Source organism: Microbacterium sp. AR7-10 (assembly GCF_001878835.1).
Lineage (GTDB): Bacteria > Actinomycetota > Actinomycetes > Actinomycetales > Microbacteriaceae > Microbacterium > Microbacterium commune.
In genome coordinates, this window is record NZ_MJIR01000040.1 from 14,692 (window position 1) to 37,598 (window position 22,907).

A 22,907-nucleotide genomic window follows, 5' to 3' on the forward strand; every position below is an offset into this window, starting at 1 on the left:
GTCAGGCCTCCTCGAAGGGGTAGGGCTGCGGGGTCGGCCACCAGGCGGGCGACTCCTTCTCGGCCGCGATGCGGTTGCGCATCGTGCCGACGCCTTCGAGCTCGAGCTCGAGCACGTCACCCGGCTGCAGGAAGCGACCGAGCTCGACCCCCGCCCCGAACGCCATGGTGCCCGAACCGATCAGGTCGCCGGGCTGGATGCCGTTGAGCTGCGAGGCGTACGCGACGGTCTCTTCCGGCGTCCAGATGAAGTCCTCCACTCGCGTGTCCGACCACACCTCGCCGTTCACGCGCACCTGACCGGTGAGTCCGATGATCGAGGGGATCTCGTCCAGCGTCGTGATCCACGGCCCGATCCCGTACGCGAAGTCCTTGGAGTGCTGCGCGCCCATGCCGATCGGCGACTCCAGCTTCTGCACGTCGCGCAGGCTCCAGTCGTTGAAGATCGTGATGCCGAAGACGTGCTGCCAGGCGTCCTCGGGCGCAAGGTTTCGGCCCGACCGGCCGATGACGTATCCGATCTCCAGCTCGTAGTCGAGCTGCTCCGTGAAGCTGGGGAACGGGATGGTCTCGTCATGGCCGAAGATCGTCGATGTGGTGCCCTTGAAATAGCCGGGCCGTTCGTAGACCTCGCGAGCAGGCAACGACTTCATCACGTTGCCGAAGAAGTTCTTGATGTGCCCGTTGAACGTCAGCGAGTCGCGGATCACGGGCGGCTTGAGCGCCGCGGTCCACGTGACCTCGTCGATCGCGAGGGAGGCGTCGTCTCCGACGTCGAGAGCGTGGTGAGCGGCGTCGAGGAAGAAGTCACCGAGCGAGATGCCCTCAGTCAGATCGCCGAACGTGGCACCCGCGAGGCGCCGCGCGGCGTCGACGGTCGCGCCGCCGCGCTGCAGGCGCAGTGCGTGCGCCTTGCGCAGATCGATGACGCGTCCGGCTTCGGGCTGTGCGGCGACGACGCGGGTCTCACGGCCGTCCGGGCCGTCGACGACGATGCGTCCGAGTTTCATGGTGGACCTCCTTCGGTTCACTGCTTCCCTCAAGAATACGATACGAACAGTATCGAATGTCAAGACGGAGGATGCCGACGTGTCGCGCGACCGGGTCGCGTCACATGGTCGCGCTCGCCCCACCGTCCACGGAGATGTCGATCCCGGTCACCCAGGCGGACTCGTCGGAGGCCAGGTACAGCCCGGCATACGCGACGGCGATGGGCTCGCCGGGCCGCCCGTCGATCGTGCGTGACACGATCGACGCCACCGGAGCATCCGATCCGAGCTCGCGATACATCGCCTGTATCGGGGGAGTTCCGATGACGCCAGGGCTCACCGAGTTGACGCGGATGCCGACGGCGATCCCCTCGGCGGCGAGCTGACGCGTCATGGCGACCACCGCACCCTTCGCCGCGGCGTGCGCGGCCTGAGGCAGCGTGCGCACCCCCTGATGGGCCGCCCCGGAGCCGATGTTGACGACCGCCCCGCCCGTGCGCGCCAGATGCGGCCAGGCGATCTGCGTGGCGTGCCAGACGATGTCGAGCTCGTTGCGGATGGTGAACGCATAGTCTTCGGGAGGCTGGGTGGCGAAGGGCGCGAAACGCGGGGCGCTGGCGTTGTTGTACAGCACGTCGATGCGGCCGTATCGCTGCGCCGCCGCGTCGATCCAGCGCTGAACCTCGACGCGATCGGCGAGATCGAATGCCGCGACGTCGATCTCGCCGCCCTGCTCCTCGACCAGTCGCGCCGTCTCCGCGGCATCCGCAGCGTCCAGCGTGCAGCCGACGACCGTCGCCCCCTCGCGCGCGAAGAGCTGCGCGGTCACGCGTCCCATCCCACTGCCGACTCCGGTCAGCAGCACCACCTTGCCTGCCAGGCGACCTTCGGTCATCGTCGTCTCCCTTCGCTGATCAGCGAAGTCAGCACACCACGGGCGTCGGCGTTCACGGCCGGAGTGTGCCGTGGATGCACACCCTCGTGCAGGCGCGGCACATTCCGCACGCGCGCGGAGCGGGCCGGGCTAGAACGGAGCACACCCGACCCCCACTCAAGGAAGAGACGAGGAACCATGTCCATCGACACGTCCACCCATCGGCCCACGCCTCCTGGCGTGACTCGCGCAGAACTGGATCAGGCCATCGCCGCGTTCGCGGCCGCGATCGGCGACGGGAAGGTGAGCACCGAGGAGGCGGTGCTGCAGGACTTCCAAGACCCGTTCCAGGTGCCCGGCACCGCGACGACCCTCCCCTCGGCCGTCGTCAGCCCGCGCAGCACCGAGGATGTTCAGGCCGTCGTCCGCATCGCGAACCAGTACCGCGTTCCGCTCTGGCCGATCGCCCGCGGCAAGAACAACGGCTATGGCGGCGCGGCACCCTGGGTGCCGGGGGCCGTGATGGTGTCGTTCAAGGAGATGACGAAGGTCGAAATCGATCCCGAACTCGGCTATGCGATGGTCGAACCCGGCGTCAGCTGGTTCGACCTGCACGACGCGATCGAGGCGGGAGGGCACGACCTCGCGGCATCCATCGTCGACATCGGCTGGGGCGGGGTCGTCTCGAACACCCTCGAGCACGGTCTGACGTACATGCCCAACTCGATCGATCAGGCTGCGCACTGCGGCTTCGAGGTCGTCCTGCCGAACGGCGAGCTGTACCGCACGGGTTCCGGCGGTATGGACGACAACCCGACCTGGCCGCTGTACAAGCGCGGCCTCGGGCCGACCACCACCGAGCTGTTCATGCAGTCGAACTTCGGCATCGTCACGAAGATGGGCTACTGGCTGATGCCGAAGCCCGAGGTCTACATGCCGCTGTGGCTGCAGCTGTGGGATGACGCTCAGATGCCGGCGGTGGTCGATGCGCTGCGCTCCCTGATGCTCGACGGCACGATCGACATGCGCCCGCAGCTGTCGAACACCCTGTGCATGGCGTCGATGCTCAGCGCACGCTCGGACTGGTACGACGGCGACGGCCAGATTCCCGAAGAGGTCATCGATCGCATCGCGAAGGAGCTCGGTCTCGGCCGATGGATGATGCGGTTCGCCCTGTACGGCGATGAGGCGGTCGTGGATCACAACTTCGCGAAGCTCAAGAAGCGGTTCGAGTCGATTCCGTCTGTGTCGGTGTTCGGGGAGAAGCACGGCGCTGATGCGTGGGAGACGCTGCCGAACCCGCACGAACGTGTGCAGATCGGCGTGCCCAGCCTCGATCTGTACAAGATGGCCGGCTGGTCAGGAGGCGATGAGGGCGGTCACGTCGACTTCTCGCCCGTGATTCCGCTGACTGCGTCGCACGCGCGCAAGGCGCAGGAACTGTTCCGGTCGCTGTGCCACGAAGCGGGGCTGGACTACCTCGGCGGGATGCTGCCGATCAACGCGCGATCGACGACCTTCATCAACGTCATCCCGTTCGACACCAAGAACCCCGACCAGGTGCACCGCGCGTACGAGCACGCCAAGCACATGGTCGAAGTGGCCGGCAAGATGGGCTACGGCGAATACCGTGCGCACCCGTACTTCGCCGACGTCGCGATGGAGCAGTTCGGGTTCAACGACCACGCGCAGCTGCGCCTGAACGAGACGCTGAAGGACACCCTCGATCCGAACGGGATCATCGCCCCCGGCAAGTCGGGCATCTGGGGTTCTCGGCTGCGTGCGGAGGGCTATCCGCAGCGGTGAATCTTCGCGACAACTGACTGCGCCCGGGGCTGTGCCCGGGGCGCAGTCTTGCGGCGACGCAGGCGTTCAGCCGGCGGCGCGCATCTGGCCGGGCGACTGCCCCCATGCGCGACGGAAGGCGCGCGCGAAGCTCGCCGGATCGCGGTAGCCCCATCGAGAAGCGACCTCCGAGACCGGGCGGTCGGTGCTGCGCAGTTCCTCGGCGGCCGATTCCAACCGCTGCTGCCGGATCCAGGCCGATACGCCGCCGGCGGCTGCGAACTGCTTGTGCACGTGCCGGGTCGACACGTGGTGCGCCCCGGCGATGCGCGACGGACCGAGATCGGCGTCGCTCAGGTGCTCGAGCGCGTAGCGCCGCATCCGGGCGGCAAGGGCATCGGATGCCGCGGCCGCATCGTCGCCACGCCGGAACAGGTTCAGCACGACCGGCAACAGCATGTCGGCGACCGCGTCGCCGTCGCGGCCGGTCAGTCCGGGCCCCTCGGCCATCATCTCGGCACCAGAGAACAGCGGAACGGCCAGCCGAACCACGGGATCGCGACCGCCGTGCACACGCTCTGCGGCACGCGCGGCGATCGCGTCAGCGCGGCCACCCAGCACCCAGCGCGGGAAGCTCAGCACCATCACGTCGAAGCCGACCGGCGCCTCGAACGACGAGGGCCGCGAGGTGTCCTGCACCGCCAGATCACCGGCACGCAGTTCGCACGACCGCCCGTCCTGCTCGACGATGCAGCATCCGCGGCGCACCAGGTACAGCAGGATGCTCTCGGGGTCGGCCGACGCGATCATGCCGCGCGTGCGCGCGACGCGATGCGGCGGGCCGCTGATCGACCGCACCAGGAGAGGCCCCACCGCCCCTCCCGCCAGCCGGGCATCGAACGTCGCCGAGCCGAAGGACTCGACGCGCATCGGGAAGTAGTGCTCCGCGATTCCGGCTGCCCAGTACTCGGTCCGCTCCGTCGGCGACACCGCTCTGGTGTCGAGTATCATCGACATCGTCGAGTCCCTTCGACTGCCAACACGCAACGCGAGTGTCGGGGCGGGCCGCGCGGCGACCCGCCCCCGCGCGTCAGTTCGCGCTCTGCGGCCCGTTCGCCGGGTTCGTGAAGAACTCGGCGGTCTGCTCGTCGGTGAAGTACACCCCGTCCGGAGCGAGGTCGGTGCCGTCGCTCTCGGACCAGGAGTCATCGACGACCTCGGCGAGGTTGTCGTCATTCACGACGTACGGCGCCCACACGACGTGGTTCAGCTTGGGCCCCGCCCCCGCGAGCACCTTCACGCCGACCTGCGCGGCCATCTTCGCCATCGCGATCGGAGGGGTCGCCGTGCCGAAGTACGGGTAGTCGGGGTTGGCTGCGGCATACGCGGCCATGCCCTGCGACGCACCGACGTCCTGGATCGGCGGCACCGGCTGCCCTGCCTGGGCGAACGCATCGCGGATCGCCCAGCCCATCGTGCCGGCCTGGATGACGGCATCCACCCCCGCCGGGTTTGAGGCGAGGTACTGCACGACGGCCTGCTGCGCGAGCGGCGGCTGGAAGAGCCCCTGCACCGAGCCGACGACGTCGATCTCGGGGCATTCGGCGAGCGCGTAGTCGCGACCGGCGTCCCAGAAGGCCTGGTTCGGGATGCCGGGCACTCCGGTCACCTCGAGCACCGATCCGGAGCCGCCGATAGACTCGAACACGCCCGATGCCGTGGTCATCGACTGCAGCACGGCGTTGTACGTCACCGAGATCGCGTTGGGGCTGTCGATCGGCACGACGACCGAGACGACTGGGATGCCGGCGTCGTGGGCCTCGTCGACGAGATCGATCGCGGGCTCCGGCGCGGCCGGGTTGAAGAAGATGATGTCGGGCTTGAGCGAGATCGCCTGGCCGAACTGCTGGAGCTGCCCGGGCACGTCGGTCGGATCATTGGGCGCGACGTTCAGGATCACGTCGACACCGGCGTCCTCCAGCGCCTTCGCGAGGGTCTCCTGGTACACGGCGATGAACGGGGCCGCGGGCGCCTGCCCCACGATCGCGGCCGTGAAGCCGTCGGTTTTCTCGGACTTCCAGTCGGCCCATGCCGACTTCTGGAGTTCGAACGGGTAGCCGTTGTATCCGTCCTTGATCTCGGCGGAGAGGTCGTCGAGCAGGCCGTCGGGGTCGTTCGCACCGACCTGCGGCACGGCACCGCAGCTGCCGGCGGCGGGACTCGCGCCGTTCCCGGCGTTCTGGTCGCCGCCGGCCGGGGCCGAGCATCCTGCGAGGGTCAGCACTCCGAGAGCGACGAAGGCCACAGCGGTGGCCCCGTAGCGGCGGAAGCGAGTGGGCTTCACCATTTTTCAAGCTCCTCATCGGGTAAGCGCATCGTTGCGCGGGGCCAGACTAGACACATTCGATACGGTTCGTCTAGTTTTGAATGTGACACGCGATGCTGCGTGCCCCACGCTCACCGAGGAGATCCGAGATGTCCCATACCCGCGACGGCCTTCATCTGGCCGACGTGAGCAAGAGATTCGGGGCCACCCGCGCCCTTGTCGAGGCCAGGCTCGACGTGGCACCCGGCGAGATCCACACGCTTCTCGGCGAGAACGGCTCCGGAAAATCCACCCTCGTCAAGATCATCGGAGGGGCGCACCGTCCCGACAGCGGCGTGTTCACGTTGGACGGCACCGAGCTCGCCCTGGCGAGCCCGCGGGGCGCCGCCCGCCACGGGATCGCGGTGGTGTTCCAGGAAGTGCTGACCGCCGCCAGCCAGTCGGTCCTGCAGAACATCTGGCTCGGCTCCGACGGGGTCTTCCGCCGACGTCGCAGCGCCGCCGCGCAGCGCCGAATCGCTGCAGAGACCCTCGGCAGGCTCGTCGACGGCATCGATCTCGATATGCCCGCAGGCCTGCTCTCGCTGTCCGAGCGCCAGGCGGTCTGCATCACGCGCGCACTCGTGCGCGCCCCCCGGGTGCTGGTTCTCGACGAATCGACCGCGGCTCTGGATGTTCTCACCCGCGACCGACTGTTCACCGAGATGCGCCGCCTCGCCGACGAAGGTGTCAGCATCCTGTTCATCTCGCACCGGATGGACGAAGTCCTCGAGGTGTCCGACCGCGTGAGCGTGCTGCGCTCGGGTCGCACGGTGTCGACGGTGAACCGCGAAGAAGTCAGCGTCGAGCGCCTCGTCGCCGACATGACCGGCACGTCGGGACAGTTCGAGCGCACGGATCGGCACCGCCAGCTCGGCGACGTCACGCTGCGCACCGAGGGTGTTCGGCTGTCGACGCACTCCGCACCCATCGACTTCGCCCTGCGCGCCGGCGAGCTCGTCGGCGTGGCCGGACTCGAGGGCCACGGTCAGGACGCGTTCCTGAAGCGCCTCGCCGGCGTCACCGCAGGCGATGGCACCGTGACACGCGTACTCAGCCCCGACATCGACGTGAGGTCGGGCAACGGCGCGAAGCTGGGTGTCGCCTACCTGCCCCGTGAGCGCCGCGGGGAATCGCTGTTCGAGCCGATGTCGATCGTCGAGAACTTCGCCCTGGCGACATTCGCTCAGGACCGCCGGGGTGCGCTGCTGAGCGCCCGACGGATGTCGGCGCGCTTCGCGGAATTCGTGCGCTCCATGAGCATCCGGCTGGGGTCGACGAGAGACCCGATCTCGAGCCTGTCCGGCGGCAGTCAGCAGAAGGTGATGCTGGCACGCTGGCTCGCCGCCGACCCGAAGGTGCTGCTGCTGAACGATCCCACCCGCGGAGTCGACATCATGACCAAACGCGAGATCTACGCGACTCTGGAAAGGCTCTGCGCCGACGGGATGAGCGTCGTCATGCTCTCGAGCGAGGTCGACGAGCTCGTCGAGCTCGTCGACCGCGTCATCGTGTTCCGCGACCAGGAGCTGTTCGCCGAGATCCCCCGTGCGGACCTCACCACCGAGACCGTCGTCGCCGCGTACTTCGGCCAGCGGATGGGGATGGCGGCATGAGCGGGATGCTGCGGATGCTGCAGCGGCACTCCTGGGCGTTCGCGGGAGTGCTCGCGGTCATCCTGCTCGCGGTGAATCTCGCGGTGAGCCCCGCCTTCCTCGCACCTGATCGACTGCCGGCGACGCTCGCGACGCTCGCACCCTTCGTGCTGGTCGGCTTCGCGTCGACTCCGGCGATCCTGTCCGGCGGCATCGATATCTCGGTCGGCCCCCTCGCCACCTTCGTGAATTGCCTGTTCGTCGCCGTGCTGCTTCCTGCAGGCCTCGGGGACTGGTACACCGCCATACCTCTGCTGCTGATCAGCTCTGCTCTGATCGGCACGGCGACCGGTCTGCTGGTGACGGTGGTGCGGCTGCATCCGGTGGTCGCATCGACCGGCATGCTGTTCATCCTGATCGGCCTGTCGATCACGATCTCGAAGAACCCCGTCTCGGCGAGCGCGAACTGGTCGACGTCGCTCGCCCGATCCGTCGGATGGGTGCCTGGAGCAGCCATCACGATCGGCATCGTCGCGGTCGCCTGGTTCCTGCTGCGACGCACGTCGTACGTCAGCAACCTCCTCGCCACCGGCGAGAGCGACATCTCCGCGTACGGCTCTGGTGTGAACATCACCCTCGTGCGCACCCTCGCATACACGCTCGGCGGGCTGTTCGCAGGCGTCGGCGGCGTCGCCCTGTCGGCGCTGCTGCAGTCGTCACAGTCATCGCTCGCCAGCACCTACGCGCTTCTCGGACTCGCCGCCGCCGTCCTGGGCGGCACGGCACTGGGCGGTGGCAAGGGCGGGCTGCTCGGCACCTTCTTCGGCGCCCTGGTGCTCTTCCTGATGCAGCAACTGCTGACCGCGACGGGCGTACAGCCCAGCCTGGTGCAGTTCACCTTCGGATTCGTCCTCGTCCTCGGCGTCGTGCTCGGCGCCACCATCCTCAGCCCGCGCCGCACAGGGAGTCTGGCATGACCGACACGCTCACCGACGTCACCCGCTCGCTCACGCAGCCACCGCCTCCGCCGTCGAGTGGGATGCGGTTCCGCCGCTGGGCTGTCGAGACGCCGCTCATCCAGCTGGTGATCCTCATCGCGCTCGTCGCCGTGCTCGTCACCCTCATCCCGGCGTTCATCGCGCGGCCGCAGGCGGGCCTGGCGGTGCTCACGCTCGCGGCTCTGCTGGCCCTCGCCGCGATGGGTCAGACGCTCGTCGTGATCCTCGGCGGCCTCGACCTCGCGATCGCCGGGTACGTGACGTTCGGGGCGATGATCGCGTCCAACGCGACGAGCCGTCTGGGCTGGCCGGTGCCCGTCGCGCTGCTCGTCGTGCTGGTTGTCTGCACGGGCGTCGGCGGCGGGGTCGGGTGGCTGTGCCATCGGTTCCGCATCGAACCCCTCGTGATCACGCTGGGCGTCGGCACCATGCTCACCGGCGGATCGATGTTCATCGCGAACGGCGACTACAACGGACAGCCGCCGCAGGAGCTGCGCTCGCTCGCACAGCTCAACGGCACCACCTTCGGGCTCCCGGTACCGCCGGTCATCCTGATCGTGCTGATCCTGGGTGTGCTGCTGTGGGTGTTCCTGGCGAAGACGCCGGCCGGACGACGGCTGTACGCCACGGGCGTGAACCCCCGCGCCGCGCGCCTCACCCGCATCAACACCACTCTCGTGTGGTCTGCCGTGTTCGCGGCATCCGGGGCGCTGGCGGGAACCGCGGGCATGTTCATCGCCGCCTTCGGCGCCGGCTGGTCGCAGTCCATCGGCGACCCCTACCTGTTCTCGGGTCTCGCCGCCGTGCTCGTCGGCGGCACCACCTTCGGATCGGTGCGCGGCGGCTTCACCCGCACCGCGATCGGCGCGATGATCCTCACTGTGCTGTCGACCATCATCGTGAGCCAGGGGCTCACCGAGGCGCAGACCCGGATCGTGTACGGCCTGATCATCCTCGGGGTCGTCGCCCTGTACGGGCGCGACCGGCACGTGCGCGACCGGTTCTGAAGCACACACGAGAAAGGCGGGTCGACCATCGCTGGTCGACCCGCCTTTCTGGTGCGCAGCGACGGATTCAGGTGACGAGCCGGCCGACGAACACGGCGGACGCCTCGGTGTTGGTGAACCGCTCTTCGTCGGGCGCGAGACGATCGAGATAGTGCTCACTGGAGAACTCCTCCTCGAGCGCCGCGATCGATCGGAAGGTGATGGATCCCACCCCGTTGTAGTTCGTGCGAGCGAACCGGGTGGGCGCTGGAACCGATGCCGGGGTGTTCTCTAGTCGCAGCAGACGATCCTTCGCGCCCGCGCCCGAGAGAGCGAGCCCGGCGTGGATCTCGGTCCAGTGCTGCGCGAACTCATCGAAGCGCAGGCCCCGTCGCGCCACCGGAAGCGTGATCACGGTGATCGCCTCGGCGGCACTCGCGTCGGCTCCAGCGGACTCGCCGTCGCGCTCCCAGGCCAGCACCGGAGCACCGCCCACGGCTGCGGGTCGCCCGGCGAGCAGCTCGAGGCGCGGCGGCATCCACTCGTCGTCGAACTGCCGCGAGACCACCCAATTCGCCGCGTCGTTCTTGCGTTCCCACCAGGTCTCGAGCACCGCGTCGTAGGGCGCCGACGTCGCACCCCGCACAGCCGCGACGCCGGGCAGCGCGATGTGGATCGCGCTGCGCGACAGGCCCTCCGCAGCCAGCGGCCGGGCGCGCTCGAGCGCGAGCCATGCCGTGGCGAAGTCGTCGAGTCCGAGATCGGGGCGCCTTGTGAACAGCAGCGTCAGCTTGTACGACGGCGCCATCAGTGCGCCTTCGCCGGGCGGGCGCGCGCCGCCTTGTCGGCGATCGTCATCAGGGTGCGATTGCCGGCGGCCCAGATGAACGCGTCCTGCAGGATGTTCGAACGGCGGCTGCTCTCGTGCTCCTTGCCCATCTCAGGGTTCTTGTGGCACGCCACCGGCACCTGCAGGATGAGGCGCCGCATGCAGGAGTTGGCGTGGTCGCACCACACGATCTCGGACTCGCGGCCCTCAAGCACCTTGTTCGGGTAGTCGGGATCGGCCAGCAGCTGTCGCGCGAGCATCGTGGCGTCGACGGTGCCGTCAGTGATCGCCGCTGCAGCCTGCGCGGGTGCGGGTGTACTGCTCAGCATGAGGACGACCTCCGGTCCGAGCGCCTCACGGAAGATCTGCGGCTCGCCCTCGCGGAGCATCTTGCCCGACTCGCTCGTGACGTTGTCGCCCATGGACTCGTAGTTGCCGTCGGTGAGCACGACGAAGTCGAGGCCGGCCTTCGCGATCTCGGCGGTGACCGCCGCGAACCCCTCCGGACCCTGCCCACCGGGGACGTGATCGTTCGCGCTCAGCCGCAGGCCGAGGGCGATGTCGGGTCCGACCTCCTGCCGCACCGCGGCGACGACGTCCTTCAGCGCGCGGGCGCGGTTCTCGACCGAGCCGCCGTACTCGTCGGTGCGGAAGTTCGACAGCGGCGAGAGGAACGACGAGTAGAAGTAGCACATGTGGGCGGCGATCTCGATGCCGTCGAAGCCTGCGGCCTTGGCGCGTCGAGCCGAATCGACGACGGCCTGCTCGAGTTCCTTGATCTCCGAGACCGTGGCCTCGTGCGGTTCGGGAAGCACCCGCCCGCCCGGGATGTACACGTTGTCGGGCAGGCCGTGCGCGCCCATGTCGACGTGACGCGGCGACGCGGAAGTGATCCAGTGCCCATCCCGCGGCACGCCCATCCGCCCGAAAGCGGGGAACAGCTGCGCGAACACGGCGACGCCGGTGCCGGTCGCGTGCACGGCATCCACCAGGCGCTTGAGGTCGGGGATGAACTCGTCATCGTCGTAGCGGAGGTTGGGCGAGAACGGCGACTCACGGAACGCGCGGGCCGTGGCGACCGACCCGCCGACGAAGATCGCGCCGGCGCCTCCTTCGGCCCTGCGCCGCAGGAACGCGATCGACTGCTCACTCGGCCGGCCGTCTTCGGTCGGCTGCAGCACGGCCATCGGACCGAGGATGATGCGGTTCTTCAGTGTCAGCTTGTTGATCGTGAGCGGGGCGCCGAGCACCTCGGCGGTCGTGGCGGCAGACATGGGACTCCTCATCGAGTGGCGGTGGCAGGAAAGGGATGCACGAGCGCGTGCAGGTCGGAGCCCGGCGGCAGGACGCCGAGATCCGCGCGCATCGCCGTGAGCTGGTCGAGTCCGGCCGGATCGACCGGGCTCATGCCTGCGGTTCGCAGGGCGGCGAGCAGGTCGTCGAGCTCGGGGGTGCCGATCAGGTCGGCGCGGACGACGAGACCCTGACCGGAGAAGGCGGGGAATGCGTCCTGCACGCGGGCGACCCGAGGACGGCCTGCGGCGAGTGCTCGGTCGTCGAGCGGTGGGCCGAGAAGCGTGGCATCCACGGCCCCGGCGATGAGCGCCTCGAACCTCTCGACGACGCCGCCGACCTCGACCCATTCGACGTCGATCCCGGCGGTGCGCAGCATGTGCCGCGCGACCACGGCGAATCCGCTGTCGGGCGCGTCGACCGCGAAGCGCGCGCCCGCGAGGTCGGCGAGGGTGGTGATCTCCGGCGCCGCATGCACGCTCAGCGGAGTGGTGCGTTCGACCTGTCCGACAAGACGGACGTCGACGCCCGCCCGGGTCCATTCGAACAGGTTGTCGATGGCTGTCACGGCCAGGTCGAGGTCGCCGCTGCGCAGCCCGTCGCGCTGCGCCGGACTGCCGGTCGCGCGCACCTCCTCCAGGTGGATGCCGGTGAGCAGGCCGCTTCCTCGGGCGGCGGTCAGTACTGCCGGAGTGATGAAACTCGAGAGGATCAGCATTGCCGGCTCACACCGGGGGTGCGATGAACAGGTGGCGGTTGTCGGAGTCGTTGAACATCTCCTTGGTGATGAACTCGTCCATGTCACCGCCGGTGCCCCACTGGTCGGAGGTCTCCGGCTCCTGCACGTCGTAGATGTGCGGGTGCCAGGTGTCTTCGTCGAGCTCTTCGAGCTCGGTCGTCAACTCCATCGTGTTGCCGTTCGGGTCGACGAAGTAGGTGAAGGTGTTGTCACCCGCCCGGTGCCGGCCGGGACCCCAGATCTTGCGGTATCCGGCGCGGATGACGCGCCCGCTACCGTACATGTACTCGTCGATGCCGCGCATCTCGAAGGAGGCGTGCTGCAGCGACGCGTGCGGGCCTCGCGCGATCGCCATCGAGTGGTGCTGGGTGCTGCAGCGCATGAAGTAGAACAGGTCGCCGACGTGCGGGTGGTTGAGGGTGTCGGAGAGACGGAAGCCGAGGTGCTTCTCGTACCAGGCGCGCATCGCCTCGGGCTGGTTGGAGTTGAGCACGACGTGCGACAGGCGCACCGGGATGGCCTCGCGCTTCTCGATCTTGCGGTGCGTGCGCACGTCGACGTCGGTCGACACTTCGACCGTGCGTCCCTCCAGATCGAAGAAGCGGAAGCCGTAGCCCCCTCCCAGGGTCTGCAGCACGTCGGGCTCGCTGACGAGCTGCACCCCGGCGGTGCCGAGATCCTGCGCGAGCTTGTCAACTGAGGCGCGGTCGGCGGCGCCGAACGCGACGAGATCGAGGCGCTTGTCGTCAGAGCGACGGACACGGGTGACGTACTGCTCGGGCGAGCCCTCGGCTGCGAAGTAGACGACATCGCCGTCGTCGTGCTGCACGGTGAGGCCCCAGTGGTTCTTGTAGAACTCGATCTGCTTCTCGAAGTCGGGAACCGCGATGTCGAAGTGACGGATGTGGGTGATCGGGCTGAAAGTCATGGCGGTCTCCTAGCGGTTGTCGGCGGCGAGGGTCATGGTGCGGGCGATGGAGGGGATCCGAAGCACCAGCCGTTCGAGGTCTTCTGCGGTGTCACCGACACCGAGCACGTAGTGATCCGGACGCATCACGACCGAGGTCGCACCGGCAGCGCCGAGGATCTGATCGATCTTGAGCGGGTCGGTCAGCGTGATCGTCTCCGCGTCAGCATCCAGTGCCGCCTTGACGGCGGTGGGCAGGGCCGAGTGCACCGCACGGTCGGCTGCCACGAGGAAGTGCGCGCCGACCATGTCGTCGAGTCGGATGCCGTCGGCGAGGATCGGCTGAACGCCGAGCTTTCCGGCCCGCTCGTCGTCAGCGCCCTCGTGGAACCCCGGCCCGAGTGCGGGAGAGGTGGGCACGGCAGAGGCGCCGGGATTGTCGCGGATGTACTGGTCGCGCCCCTCGGCGACCTGCGGGTCCAGCGTCTGGACGATCACCGCCTGGTTCGCCGCGGCCTCGACCCAGAACGTGGCGTGCGGCTTGCGCTCGCTTTCGTACGTGTCGAGCAGCTCCGGGTCGGCGACCCCGCGGGCCACGAGGTCGAGCTTCCACACCAGGTTTGCGACGTCGCGGATGCCGGCGCACAGGCCCTGCCCGAACAGCGGAGGCGCCTGGTGGGCGGCGTCGCCGGCGAGGAAGATGCCGCCCACGCGCCACTGCTGAGCGATGCGCCCGCGGAACGTGTAGATGGCCTGACGGTCGGGGGTGAATCGGGCCGCAGGCAGGATGCCGCGGCTGAGCCGTTCGACGGCCGCCGGCGTGACGATCTCCTCAGGATCGTCGCCGGGAACGAGCATGAACTCCATGCGGACGCGGTCGCCGGGCAGGCGCAGCCACAGCGCCGGGCGGCTGTACCGGGCGAGCTGCACCATGTCGGTCTCGTACCCCGGGGCCCCGACCAGCTGACCGTCGACGACGAGCCACTGGGCGTCCTCGCCGTACTTGTCCCCTTCGATCCCGAGCATCCTGCGGATGTCGGAACGTGCGCCATCGGCGGCGATGACCCAGCGCGACCGGAGCACCTGCGGACGGCCGTCGACGTCGAGGGTCGACACCTGCACGCCGTCCGCCGTGTTCGCGATGTCCGTCACGGTGACACCGCAGCGCAGCTCGACACCGGGGGTGTCGGCGATCACCTGTCGCAGCAACCGTTCGATGTCGGGCTGGTGGAAGCTGATGTGGTCGTTCCACCCCTGGTCTCCGAGCCGATCCGTGGGCGCGTGCACCAGCACCTCGTCGGCCTCGTTGACGACGTCCACGTGCCGCATCGGTACGGTGACGCGCACGAAGTCGTCGGCGACTCCCAGCGACTGCAGCGTGCGCATCGTCTCGCCGTCGAAGTGCACGGCGCGCGCGGTGGGCCACATCTCGCGGTCGCGCTCCAGACCGATCGCGCTGAGCCCTGCCCGTCCCAGCATGGCCAGGGCAGTGCTTCCTACGGGGCCTCCCCCGATGACGATGACATCAGCATCGATGCTCACAGCCACTCCTTCGTGTACAAGACGTTGCGTATCGAAACGGGCTGATGCAGCACCGCGTCAAGATCGATCCTGCCCGCGCTCCGCTATCCGGGGAAGGCGGACTCCGATATCCCCACCATCCGGATTCCGGATGACCGCGTCGCGGACTCGACGCATCACATCACGCAACCAGAGGTGCTCGGCATCGTGCTCACGGTCGTGATGCCACCAGAACGCATCACGCACCGGGTCGAGATCGAGCGGCGGGATGACCACGCGCAGTCGGGGGTACATGCGAGCCGCCATCCGCGCGAACGGCTCAGGCACGATCCCGACACGGTCCGTGCCGAGAATCAGCGATGGCACGACGAAGAAGTGCGGCGTGGCCGCGACGACCGCCGGGTCGATCCCTCGAAAGCGCAGCTGCTGCCTTGCCGGACTCATCCCCTCTCTGGCGGGAAGCGTCTGCACCCACGGACGGGTGAGCAGCTCGTCGCTTGTCGGATGCTCAGAGACCCCGGCGCCGGCGTCGACGAGGCACACCCACTGCTCGGGCGCGAAGTCGATGTGCGGCTGCTCCGTCACATACCCGTGCGGCAGGATCGCCCCGTCGATCGTGCGCAGCGTGTCAGGCATGCCGTCGACCAGTCGCCCGTCCGCCGCAGGCAGCTCGATCCTCACGTTCGGCGCCTCGCGCTCGAGGATGCGCGACAGCTCAGGGGCGATCCGTGCCGCCATGTAATCCACGGCCGCGATGGAGAACGTTCGGGTGCTCGTCGTCGGATCGAAGCGGGACTGCAGCCGGAACAGATTCTCCGTCTCGGCCAGCACTTGCGGCAGCGCCGCAAGCAGCCGCTCGCCGAGCGGCGTCAGCACGTGACTGTTGCCCTGCCTCAGCAGAAGTTCGTCCTCATAGTGCGCCCGCAGCCGCGACAGGGCCGTCGACATCGCCGGCTGCGACATGTGCATCCGCTCGGCGGCACGCGTGACGGCGCGCTCTTCGAGCAGCGCACGCAGTGGTCGAAGCAGGTTGTAGTCGATCGCCATCATGAGCCCTTCGCCCGAGTCCGACCGCTGTCGGCCGGACGGCGACTACGCCTTCCAGACCGTCTTCAGATTACAGAACTCGCGCTGCCCGACCGCCGCGAGTTCGCGGCCGAACCCCGATCGCTTGATACCGCCGAACGGGAGCTCCTGATACGAGACGGTCATGCCGTTCACGAAGACGGCGCCGGCGTCGAGGCCGGCGATGAAATACCGCTCTTCGTCGGGGTCGTTCGTCCAGACCGCACTGGAGAGCCCGAAGGTCGTCTGATTCGCGATGCGCAGCGCATCGGCCGCGTCGCGGGCGCGATAGAGCGAGGCGACCGGCCCGAAAGCCTCTTCTTGCACGAGCCGCGCGTCATCGGGCAGGTCGGCGATCACGGTCGGCGCGTAGAACCATCCGGGCAGATCGGGCACGGTGCCCCCGGTGAGGATCGTGGCGCCCGCGGCACGAGCATCCTCGACGAGTTCGAGCAGCTCCTGACGCCCCGACTCCGTCGCCAGCGGGCCGACCTGGGTCTCGGGCAGCAGCGGATCGCCGACCGCGAGCGCTGCCATCTGCGCCGCGAACTCCGCAGCGAACTCGTCGTAGACGGCGTCATGCACGATGAACCGCTTGCCTGCGATGCAGGACTGCCCGTTGTTGTTGATCCGCGCGCGCACCGCCGTCGCCGCGGCAGCCTTCACATCGGCCGACGGCAGCACGATGAACGGATCGGATCCTCCGAGCTCGAGTACGGCCTTCTTCACATGATCGGCGGCGATCTGAGCGACCGACCGCCCTGCCGGCTCCGACCCGGTGAGCGTCACGGCCTTGACCCGATCGTCGGCGATCACACCGGCAACGTCGCCTCCGCCGATCAGCAGCGTGCGGAACGACCCCTTCGGGAATCCGGCACGCTCGAAGAGCGTGTCGAGGAAGAGCGCGGCCTGCGGAACGTTCGATGCGTGCTTGAGCAGCCCGGCGTTGCCCGCCATGAGCGCCGGGGCCGCGAAGCGGATGACCTGCCACAGCGGGTAGTTCCACGGCATCACAGCGAGAACCACACCCAGTGGCTCGTAGCGCGTCCAGGCCTGCGACGCGCCGACCGTCGACGGATCCTCGAGAGGGGCATCCGCCAGGAACTCCTCGGAGTGCGAAGCGTAGTAGCGCATCGCCTTGGCGGACTTCTCGACCTCGGCGACCGACTGGGCGATCGGCTTGCCCATCTCCACCGTGATCAGCTCGCCGAGGCCGAGGGCCTGATCGTCGAGGATCTCTGCCGCGGCCAGCATCCACTCCGCGCGCTGGGCGAAGGTCGTCGCGCGGAGGGCGAGCGCGGCGGCATCGGCCTCAGCGATTCGCGACTCGACCTCGGCCGCAGAATGCGACTCGATGATCATCTCTGTCTTGCCGGTGGTCGGGTTCACTGTGGCGACGGGCATGACCGCTCTCTTCCTCAAGGTGGCTCTTGCAGGAGTATATCCGAAACAGATACGGTACGTATCGTGTACCACGTCGACCCGCGCCAGATGACCCGAAGGAGCCGCTCGTGAGCACCGATTCCACCCCCGGGAAGCTGCCGCTCTTCCTCACCGACGCCGACGTGGAGGCCCTCGCCGATCTGCCCTCGGCGATCGATGCGATCCGTGCCGCCTATTCGGCACCCGTCGACGATGCGCGCAATCCCGGTCGGATCTTCGCCGACAGCGGCCGTGAGTGGATGCGCGTCATGCCGTCCGTGCCGGCGAGCGGGAGACTCTTCGGCGCGAAGTCGATCAACGGCTCCTTCGCCGACGGGCTGCGCGTCAGCTACCTCATCTCGCTGTTCGACCGCGACACCGCCGACCTCGTCGCCCTGGTCGACGGCAACCGGGTGACCGGACTGAGAACCGCCGCGACGACCGCGGTGGGCGCGGCGGCGCTCGTACCGGATCGGCCGCTCACCGTCGGCGTCATCGGATCGGGCTTCGAGGCGCAGTCGCACACTGCCGCCCTGGCGCTGGTGGCGCGGTTCGCGAGCGTGCGCGTGTTCAGCCCCACCCGCGCGAACCGTGAGGCTTTCGCCGAGCGATTCTCGGCGGAGCTCGGCGTACCGGTGACTGCGGTGGATTCCGCCGAACAGGCCGCCCGCGATGCTGATCTCGTGCTCTGCGCAGCGCGATCCCGGGATGAATCGCCGACCGTTCAGGCCGACTGGATCGGGCCGAATACCACCGTCATCTCGATCGGATCGACCACACCGGCGCAGCGCGAGCTGCCGGCCGACCTCATCGCACGCGCGACGCTCGTCGTCGCCGACGGTGTTGACGAGGTCGTGCACGGCAGCGGTGACATGCGCGCCGCTGCCGCCGCGGGGATCGACGTCGAATCGATCACGGCATCCCTCAACGATGTCCTGCGCGGCGATCGCGAGGTCGACGTCGAGCGCGGCATCCGCATCTACAAATCGACGGGCTCCGGCCTGCAGGACGTCGTCGTCGCCGAGACGCTCGTCGATCTCGCACGGGAACGCGGGGTCGGCACGGAACTGCCCGTCGGAATCGTCACCACACGGAAATGAGGAACAGCATGGTCGACTACACGAAGGACCAGGCCCGCGCCTGGGCGCGACAGAACTGGAAGGGCGCCATCGCGGTGACGATGCCGTCATACAGCGCCGATTTCTCGAGGATCAACGAGAACGCGATCAGGCACGACATCCTGAAGCTGAAGGAGCTCGGGTTCGCCGGAACCCTGCTCGTCACCGAACTGGCGATCACCCCGGAGGAGAACGCTCGAGTCACCGCCGTCGCGCGCGAAGCCGCGGGCCCCGACTTCCAGCTCTTCTTCCACGCCGCCTTCAACACCCTCGAAGAGAACATCACCGCGCTCAAGCTCGCCGAGAAGGAGGGGGTCGACAGCGTTCTGATCTCGTACCCGACGGCCTTCTGGGCGACCTCGCACCAGGAGGTCTACGACTACACCAAGGCTCTGGCCGACTCGACCGATCTCGCCGCCATGCTCTTCGGACTTCCCGCCTGGGGCTTCGAACGGATCGATCCGGCGGGCATGCCGGTGCCGTTCGTGCGCCACGTGCTCGACACGATCCCGAACATCGTCGCCATCAAGGCGGAGCAGGGCTACCCCACCATCGGCGGCATCATGGAGATGCAGCACCACTTCGCCGACGAGGTCGTGATCTCGTGCCCGATCGAGAGTGAGACCATCCCGCTGATGTCGGTGATCGACTTCCAGTTCTCGGGCACGTCGAACACGAACTGGATGAGCGACTACTTCCCGAAGGCGTTCGGGCTGGCGCAGCAGGGCCAGTGGGAGGAGGCCATGAAACTCTGGTGGCAGGTCGCCCCCGCCCGCGCCGCGAACACGGCGATCCTCACCGGCTCGGCAGTCGGCACGACGGTGATCAATCGCACCGGCTGGAAGTACCAGGAATGGCTCGCGGGATTCAACGGCGGCGCCCTTCGCGCTCCCGCCCCGCGCATCCCCGACCGCCTGATGAAGCAGGCTCGCGCCGCTCTCGAGGCATCCGGGCTGCCGGTCACCGACCTTCCCGACAGCGAATTCGTGAAGGGCCGCACCCGGGCCTGACTCGTCTCGCAGCCAGAGGCGCCGAGCCGCATCGCGGATCGGCGCCTCTGGCGTATCTGCGGTCGGATTCCTCGGCGTCCCGGCGCTCAGGCGCGCCGGGTGGCTCGGGCCATGCCTCGGTAGGTGGCGACGGCCTCGCCGTCAGCCCGCACCGTCACGTCGACGACGGCGCGACGGGCATCCGCCCACGACGTCACGGCGCTCGCCTCGAGCCGCTGTCCGAGCCTGCTCGGCGCGAGGTAGTGGATCTGCGCGTCGCCGGTGGCGGCGTGCGGGATGAGGGTGTTCGCAGCCATCGCGAATGCCTGGTCGGCCACCGCGAACACGATCGCACCGTGCGTCACCTCGTTGGCGTTGACGTGCCCGGAGTCGACGATCAGTGAGACCGTCGCGCGTCCCTCGGTGGCCTCGTCGATGGCGAACCCGAACCACCGCCAGGACGGCTCGTTCTCGAGCACACCGACGATGAAGGGATCGACGACGCCCATCAGCCGAGCCTCTCGACGACGAGCGCCATGCCCTGGCCGCCGCCGACGCACAGCGTCGCGAGACCCAGGCGCCCGTCCCGCTCCTCGAGGGCGCGCACGAGCGTCCCCGCGAGGCGCACCCCGGTGGCGCCGAAGGGATGCCCGACGGCGATCGCACCGCCGTTCACGTTCACCCGCTCCTCATCGAGCCCGAGTCGGTGGACCGTGGGCACGACCTGCGCCGCGAACGCCTCGTTCAACTCGACGAGGTCGATATCGGCCACCGTGAGACCCAGCCGGTGAAGGAGCTTCGTCGTCGCCTCTACCGGTCCGAGCCCCATGATCTCGGGGGAGAGCGCGCTGGCCGTCGCGCCGAGGATCCGTGCACGTGGAGTGAGCCCGAGCTCGCGTGCGCGCTCGGCGCTCATCACGACGGCCGCCGATGCCCCATCGTTCAGCGGGCTGGCATTGCCGGCTGTGACGGTGCCGCCCTCGCGGAACGCAGGCGTGAGCCCGGCCAGCCCCTCGGCCGTGGTGCCGGGTCTCGGCGCCTCGTCGTCGGTGACGATCACGCCGTCGGCTCGCGTGTGGGGTGTGATCTCACCCTCGAACCAGCCGCGGGCGGCGGCAGCGGCGGTCCGCTGCTGCGAGCGCAGCGCCCAGGCGTCCTGATGCTCACGTGTCGTGCCGGTGAGCTTCGCGACGAATTCCGCCGTGGCGCCCATCGGGATGTAGACGTCGGGCTCCTCGCCGGCCAGGCGCGGATCGGTCCACCCCTCCCCGCTGGCGAAGACGCGTCCGGACCGTGCCGAGGCCGCAGCCGCGCTCGGATGCACGTGAGTGGAGATGGGTGGCGTGCTCGACGTGGACTCCATGCCGGCCACGAGGAACGCATCGCCGTCGCCGGAGCGGATGGCGCGGGATGCTGCGGCGAGGGCCTGCAGCGATGACGCGCAGAAGCGGTTGATCGTGGCGCCGGGCAGGCCGTCGTACCCGGCATACACCGCGACGCGGCGCGCGACATTGTCTCCCTGCGCACCCTCGGGCACGGCGGTGCCGAGGTAGAAGTCGTCGAGAGTGTTCGGATCGATCTGCGGCACATCAGCCAGCGCTGCGCGCACGGCGGTCAGCGCGAGGTCCTCCGGTCGCTCGTCGACCAGAGCGCCTTTCCGCGCACGGCCGAAAGGCGTACGGCGGTAGGAAACGAGGACGGCGTCTCGGGCGTTGATCTGCGATGTCATGGCGGCCTCTCTGACGTTAACTGATACGAATCGTACCGTTTTGTTAGACGATCCGCATGCGCACCCTCGGCGACGACATCACCACCGCCGCCATCAATCTGCACAGCGGTCTGCGCACCCTCGACGCACTGCACCTCGCCACAGCGCTGCGCCTCGGCACCGCGATCAGCGGCATCCTCACCTACGACGACGAACTCGCCGCCGCCTCCGTGGCCCGTGGTCTCGCGGTGGTCGCGCCAGGGTGACCCCGGCACGCCCCCACGGCATCGTCAGACCGCCGCATAGACTCCCGCACATGAACGCCGACGTCTCGACTCCGACGCAGGCCGAGGCGCTTGCGGCCCGCATCCTGACGCCCCGCGAGCATCCGCTGCTGCTCGTCTCGAGCACGACCGATGGCGAGTTCCTGTTCGACATCGACGCATTGCGCGATGAGCTCGACGGTATCGCCGAGGTCGTCACGATCGAGACCGGACCCGCTACCAAGCACCTCGAACTGCTGCTGCCGCCGAAGGCGCAGGTGTTCAACGGCGCGGCCCGCTCGTACCCGGTCGACTTCCACGCCGACCCCGACTGGCACCGCTCGCACCTGCGGTTTCCGAACCACGCCGACACCGGCGATCTCGTCGACGACGCGATGGCGCAGACCGGCCGGCGCACCGTGCAGTCGGCACCGGCGCCCCGCATCCGTCGCGCCGCCGGCATCGTTCAGGGCTTCTTCGCCCACGACACCTGCGCGATGGTGCGCCTTGACGACGGCACGGTCGTCACCGCCACCTCCGCACTGCTGCCGCCGGACATCCCGCTGGCGGCGGCGCTCATCCCCGGCGAGCGGGTGAGCGGCATCCTCGAGGGGCGCGAACTGCAGCCCGAGCCCCTCGACGCCGACCTCGCCGCGTTCGTCGACGGCGCGCACACGCTCGCCCTGGTCGTGAAGGTCACCGACCTGCGCGCGACCGTGCAACTGCATCCGCGAGTCTCGGTGATCCTTCGCCGCCGCGACGTCGATCTCGCCGAGGGCCCGGTCAGCGACGTGCTGCAGGTCGGCGACATGATCCGCGTGCGGGTGCATCGCGCCCCCGGTCACGAGGTCGCGCTCAGTCTCGCGGATGCCGACCCGTCGGCCCCGCTCGTGCCCTCGCTCGCGCTCGTCGCGGGCGGCGCACCTTGGCTCGGCGAGGGACGGCCGACCGAGCCGAAGCACGAGAAGACACCGACGGACGCCGCCGAGCAGCCGGCCGCACCCGCAGCATCCACCCCCGTGCCGACCGGAGACCTCGCCACCCGCGCCGATGTCTCCGCGCTCGCGCACGAGGTCGCCGCGCTGCGCGGTGACCTGCTCGCCGTCACGAACCTGGTCGGCCGCGGCGGCGCGACAGCATCCGACGGCGCCGAGCTGAAGCGCCTGCGCGCCGAGAACGAGCAGCTGCGCGCCAAGCTCGCCGACGAGCGCGCCGAGCGCGCGAAGGTCGAGGCGAGCCTGTCGGAGGCCTCGCACGATCGCCGCGAGGCGGGTCGCGCCCTGCGAGATGCCCGTCGCGCCGCGGAGCGCGCGCACGTCGACCCCCCGGCCGCCCGCATCCGCTTCGAGATCGAACGCACCTGGGGCAACCGCACGGCCCCCGGCGCGCGCGCCCGCTGGCCGCCGCGGGAATTCACCTTCGGCGCGGCGGTCCTCGGCCCGCCCCCCCGGGGGCGGGCGCG

21 protein-coding genes are annotated in these 22,907 nt (G+C 69.0%); 8 read left to right on the forward strand and 13 right to left on the reverse strand.

Annotated features, from left to right (window positions below):
- Position 1: 1 nt before the first annotated feature.
- Positions 2-1,009 carry a fumarylacetoacetate hydrolase family protein gene (locus BFN01_RS04750; RefSeq protein WP_071642124.1) on the reverse strand — a complete coding sequence of 336 codons (1,008 nt, stop codon included), beginning with the start codon at positions 1,007-1,009 and terminating at the stop codon, positions 2-4.
- A 100-nt stretch (positions 1,010-1,109) separates the two neighbouring features.
- Positions 1,110-1,883: an SDR family NAD(P)-dependent oxidoreductase gene (locus tag BFN01_RS04755; RefSeq protein ID WP_071642125.1), complete on the reverse strand. Its 774-nt coding sequence runs from the start codon at positions 1,881-1,883 to the stop codon at positions 1,110-1,112.
- 219 nt (positions 1,884-2,102) lie between these two features.
- Here BFN01_RS04755 and BFN01_RS04760 point away from each other — a divergent pair, with 219 nt between their 5' ends.
- A complete protein-coding gene (locus BFN01_RS04760; protein WP_177243805.1) occupies positions 2,103-3,668 on the forward strand; it encodes an FAD-binding oxidoreductase in 1,566 nt (521 codons plus the stop codon).
- A gap of 66 nt (positions 3,669-3,734) precedes the next feature.
- Here the strand turns inward: BFN01_RS04760 and BFN01_RS04765 are convergent, their stop codons facing one another.
- Together BFN01_RS04765 and BFN01_RS04770 are read right to left on the reverse strand one after the other, a co-directional pair.
- Positions 3,735-4,664: an AraC family transcriptional regulator gene (locus BFN01_RS04765; protein ID WP_071642129.1), complete on the reverse strand. Its 930-nt coding sequence runs from the start codon at positions 4,662-4,664 to the stop codon at positions 3,735-3,737.
- A gap of 73 nt (positions 4,665-4,737) precedes the next feature.
- The gene (locus BFN01_RS04770; protein WP_071642132.1) at positions 4,738-5,994 is read right to left on the reverse strand and encodes a substrate-binding domain-containing protein; all 1,257 of its coding nucleotides are present in this window, start codon (positions 5,992-5,994) and stop codon (positions 4,738-4,740) included.
- Between the two features lie 128 nt (positions 5,995-6,122).
- On the opposite strand from BFN01_RS04770, the gene BFN01_RS04775 reads away from it, so the two are divergent.
- The 3 genes from BFN01_RS04775 to BFN01_RS04785 are packed head-to-tail and all read left to right on the forward strand — an operon-like array spanning position 6,123 to position 9,612.
- Positions 6,123-7,628 (forward strand): sugar ABC transporter ATP-binding protein, encoded by a 1,506-nt coding sequence (locus tag BFN01_RS04775; RefSeq protein ID WP_071642134.1) that lies wholly within the window; start codon positions 6,123-6,125, stop codon positions 7,626-7,628.
- Entirely contained in the window at positions 7,625-8,584 is a 960-nt protein-coding gene (locus BFN01_RS04780) for an ABC transporter permease (protein WP_071642136.1), read from the forward strand. The genes BFN01_RS04775 and BFN01_RS04780 overlap by 4 nt, the downstream gene beginning before the upstream one ends.
- Positions 8,581-9,612 carry an ABC transporter permease gene (locus BFN01_RS04785; protein ID WP_071642138.1) on the forward strand — a complete coding sequence of 344 codons (1,032 nt, stop codon included), beginning with the start codon at positions 8,581-8,583 and terminating at the stop codon, positions 9,610-9,612. The genes BFN01_RS04780 and BFN01_RS04785 overlap by 4 nt, the downstream gene beginning before the upstream one ends.
- 67 nt (positions 9,613-9,679) lie before the next feature.
- Here the strand turns inward: BFN01_RS04785 and BFN01_RS04790 are convergent, their stop codons facing one another.
- The 7 genes from BFN01_RS04790 to BFN01_RS04820 are packed head-to-tail and all read right to left on the reverse strand — an operon-like array spanning position 9,680 to position 17,349.
- Positions 9,680-10,399 (reverse strand): EthD domain-containing protein, encoded by a 720-nt coding sequence (locus BFN01_RS04790; protein ID WP_071642139.1) that lies wholly within the window; start codon positions 10,397-10,399, stop codon positions 9,680-9,682.
- Complete coding sequence (locus tag BFN01_RS04795; RefSeq protein WP_071642141.1) at positions 10,399-11,694, reverse strand: NADH:flavin oxidoreductase; 1,296 nt, start codon at positions 11,692-11,694, stop codon at positions 10,399-10,401. The genes BFN01_RS04790 and BFN01_RS04795 overlap by 1 nt, the downstream gene beginning before the upstream one ends.
- Positions 11,695-11,702: 8 nt before the next feature.
- Positions 11,703-12,431 carry an ABC transporter substrate-binding protein gene (locus tag BFN01_RS04800; RefSeq protein ID WP_071642143.1) on the reverse strand — a complete coding sequence of 243 codons (729 nt, stop codon included), beginning with the start codon at positions 12,429-12,431 and terminating at the stop codon, positions 11,703-11,705.
- A gap of 7 nt (positions 12,432-12,438) precedes the next feature.
- The gene (locus tag BFN01_RS04805) at positions 12,439-13,380 is read right to left on the reverse strand and encodes a VOC family protein (RefSeq protein WP_071642146.1); all 942 of its coding nucleotides are present in this window, start codon (positions 13,378-13,380) and stop codon (positions 12,439-12,441) included.
- Between the two features lie 9 nt (positions 13,381-13,389).
- Positions 13,390-14,901, reverse strand: coding sequence for a bifunctional 3-(3-hydroxy-phenyl)propionate/3-hydroxycinnamic acid hydroxylase (locus BFN01_RS04810; protein WP_071642148.1), 1,512 nt, complete (start codon positions 14,899-14,901; stop codon positions 13,390-13,392).
- A gap of 57 nt (positions 14,902-14,958) precedes the next feature.
- Positions 14,959-15,930, reverse strand: coding sequence for a LysR family transcriptional regulator (locus BFN01_RS04815; protein WP_071642150.1), 972 nt, complete (start codon positions 15,928-15,930; stop codon positions 14,959-14,961).
- A gap of 42 nt (positions 15,931-15,972) precedes the next feature.
- Complete coding sequence (locus BFN01_RS04820; RefSeq protein WP_071642152.1) at positions 15,973-17,349, reverse strand: aldehyde dehydrogenase family protein; 1,377 nt, start codon at positions 17,347-17,349, stop codon at positions 15,973-15,975.
- A gap of 107 nt (positions 17,350-17,456) precedes the next feature.
- On the opposite strand from BFN01_RS04820, the gene BFN01_RS04825 reads away from it, so the two are divergent.
- Both BFN01_RS04825 and BFN01_RS04830 read left to right on the forward strand, forming a co-directional pair.
- Entirely contained in the window at positions 17,457-18,467 is a 1,011-nt protein-coding gene (locus BFN01_RS04825) for an ornithine cyclodeaminase family protein (protein ID WP_218161800.1), read from the forward strand.
- A gap of 8 nt (positions 18,468-18,475) precedes the next feature.
- Complete coding sequence (locus tag BFN01_RS04830; RefSeq protein ID WP_071642154.1) at positions 18,476-19,495, forward strand: dihydrodipicolinate synthase family protein; 1,020 nt, start codon at positions 18,476-18,478, stop codon at positions 19,493-19,495.
- 86 nt (positions 19,496-19,581) lie between these two features.
- Here the strand turns inward: BFN01_RS04830 and BFN01_RS04835 are convergent, their stop codons facing one another.
- Positions 19,582-19,983, reverse strand: a complete 402-nt coding sequence (locus tag BFN01_RS04835) for a PaaI family thioesterase (RefSeq protein ID WP_071642156.1) — start codon at positions 19,981-19,983, stop codon at positions 19,582-19,584.
- Positions 19,983-21,203 (reverse strand): acetyl-CoA C-acyltransferase, encoded by a 1,221-nt coding sequence (locus BFN01_RS04840; protein ID WP_071642158.1) that lies wholly within the window; start codon positions 21,201-21,203, stop codon positions 19,983-19,985. The genes BFN01_RS04835 and BFN01_RS04840 overlap by 1 nt, the downstream gene beginning before the upstream one ends.
- 56 nt (positions 21,204-21,259) lie before the next feature.
- On the opposite strand from BFN01_RS04840, the gene BFN01_RS04845 reads away from it, so the two are divergent.
- Positions 21,260-21,448, forward strand: a complete 189-nt coding sequence (locus BFN01_RS04845) for a hypothetical protein (RefSeq protein WP_071642160.1) — start codon at positions 21,260-21,262, stop codon at positions 21,446-21,448.
- A gap of 50 nt (positions 21,449-21,498) precedes the next feature.
- Positions 21,499-22,907 (forward strand): hypothetical protein (locus BFN01_RS04850; protein ID WP_071642162.1); only part of this gene is annotated, 1,409 nt, incomplete at its 3' end.

What these genes read in the sequence shown, in the direction of transcription:
- BFN01_RS04750 (WP_071642124.1), bottom strand. Translation starts at nt 1,009, where the DNA reads ATGAAACTCGGACGCATCGTCGTCGACGGCCCGGACGGCCGTGAGACC.
- BFN01_RS04755 (WP_071642125.1), bottom strand. Translation starts at nt 1,883, where the DNA reads ATGACCGAAGGTCGCCTGGCAGGCAAGGTGGTGCTGCTGACCGGAGTC.
- BFN01_RS04765 (WP_071642129.1), bottom strand. Translation starts at nt 4,664, where the DNA reads ATGTCGATGATACTCGACACCAGAGCGGTGTCGCCGACGGAGCGGACC.
- BFN01_RS04770 (WP_071642132.1), bottom strand. Translation starts at nt 5,994, where the DNA reads ATGGTGAAGCCCACTCGCTTCCGCCGCTACGGGGCCACCGCTGTGGCC.
- BFN01_RS04775 (WP_071642134.1), top strand. Translation starts at nt 6,123, where the DNA reads ATGTCCCATACCCGCGACGGCCTTCATCTGGCCGACGTGAGCAAGAGA.
- BFN01_RS04780 (WP_071642136.1), top strand. Translation starts at nt 7,625, where the DNA reads ATGAGCGGGATGCTGCGGATGCTGCAGCGGCACTCCTGGGCGTTCGCG.
- BFN01_RS04785 (WP_071642138.1), top strand. Translation starts at nt 8,581, where the DNA reads ATGACCGACACGCTCACCGACGTCACCCGCTCGCTCACGCAGCCACCG.
- BFN01_RS04790 (WP_071642139.1), bottom strand. Translation starts at nt 10,399, where the DNA reads ATGGCGCCGTCGTACAAGCTGACGCTGCTGTTCACAAGGCGCCCCGAT.
- BFN01_RS04795 (WP_071642141.1), bottom strand. Translation starts at nt 11,694, where the DNA reads ATGTCTGCCGCCACGACCGCCGAGGTGCTCGGCGCCCCGCTCACGATC.
- BFN01_RS04800 (WP_071642143.1), bottom strand. Translation starts at nt 12,431, where the DNA reads ATGCTGATCCTCTCGAGTTTCATCACTCCGGCAGTACTGACCGCCGCC.
- BFN01_RS04805 (WP_071642146.1), bottom strand. Translation starts at nt 13,380, where the DNA reads ATGACTTTCAGCCCGATCACCCACATCCGTCACTTCGACATCGCGGTT.
- BFN01_RS04815 (WP_071642150.1), bottom strand. Translation starts at nt 15,930, where the DNA reads ATGATGGCGATCGACTACAACCTGCTTCGACCACTGCGTGCGCTGCTC.
- BFN01_RS04820 (WP_071642152.1), bottom strand. Translation starts at nt 17,349, where the DNA reads ATGCCCGTCGCCACAGTGAACCCGACCACCGGCAAGACAGAGATGATC.
- BFN01_RS04830 (WP_071642154.1), top strand. Translation starts at nt 18,476, where the DNA reads ATGGTCGACTACACGAAGGACCAGGCCCGCGCCTGGGCGCGACAGAAC.
- BFN01_RS04835 (WP_071642156.1), bottom strand. Translation starts at nt 19,983, where the DNA reads ATGGGCGTCGTCGATCCCTTCATCGTCGGTGTGCTCGAGAACGAGCCG.
- BFN01_RS04840 (WP_071642158.1), bottom strand. Translation starts at nt 21,203, where the DNA reads ATGACATCGCAGATCAACGCCCGAGACGCCGTCCTCGTTTCCTACCGC.
- BFN01_RS04845 (WP_071642160.1), top strand. Translation starts at nt 21,260, where the DNA reads ATGCGCACCCTCGGCGACGACATCACCACCGCCGCCATCAATCTGCAC.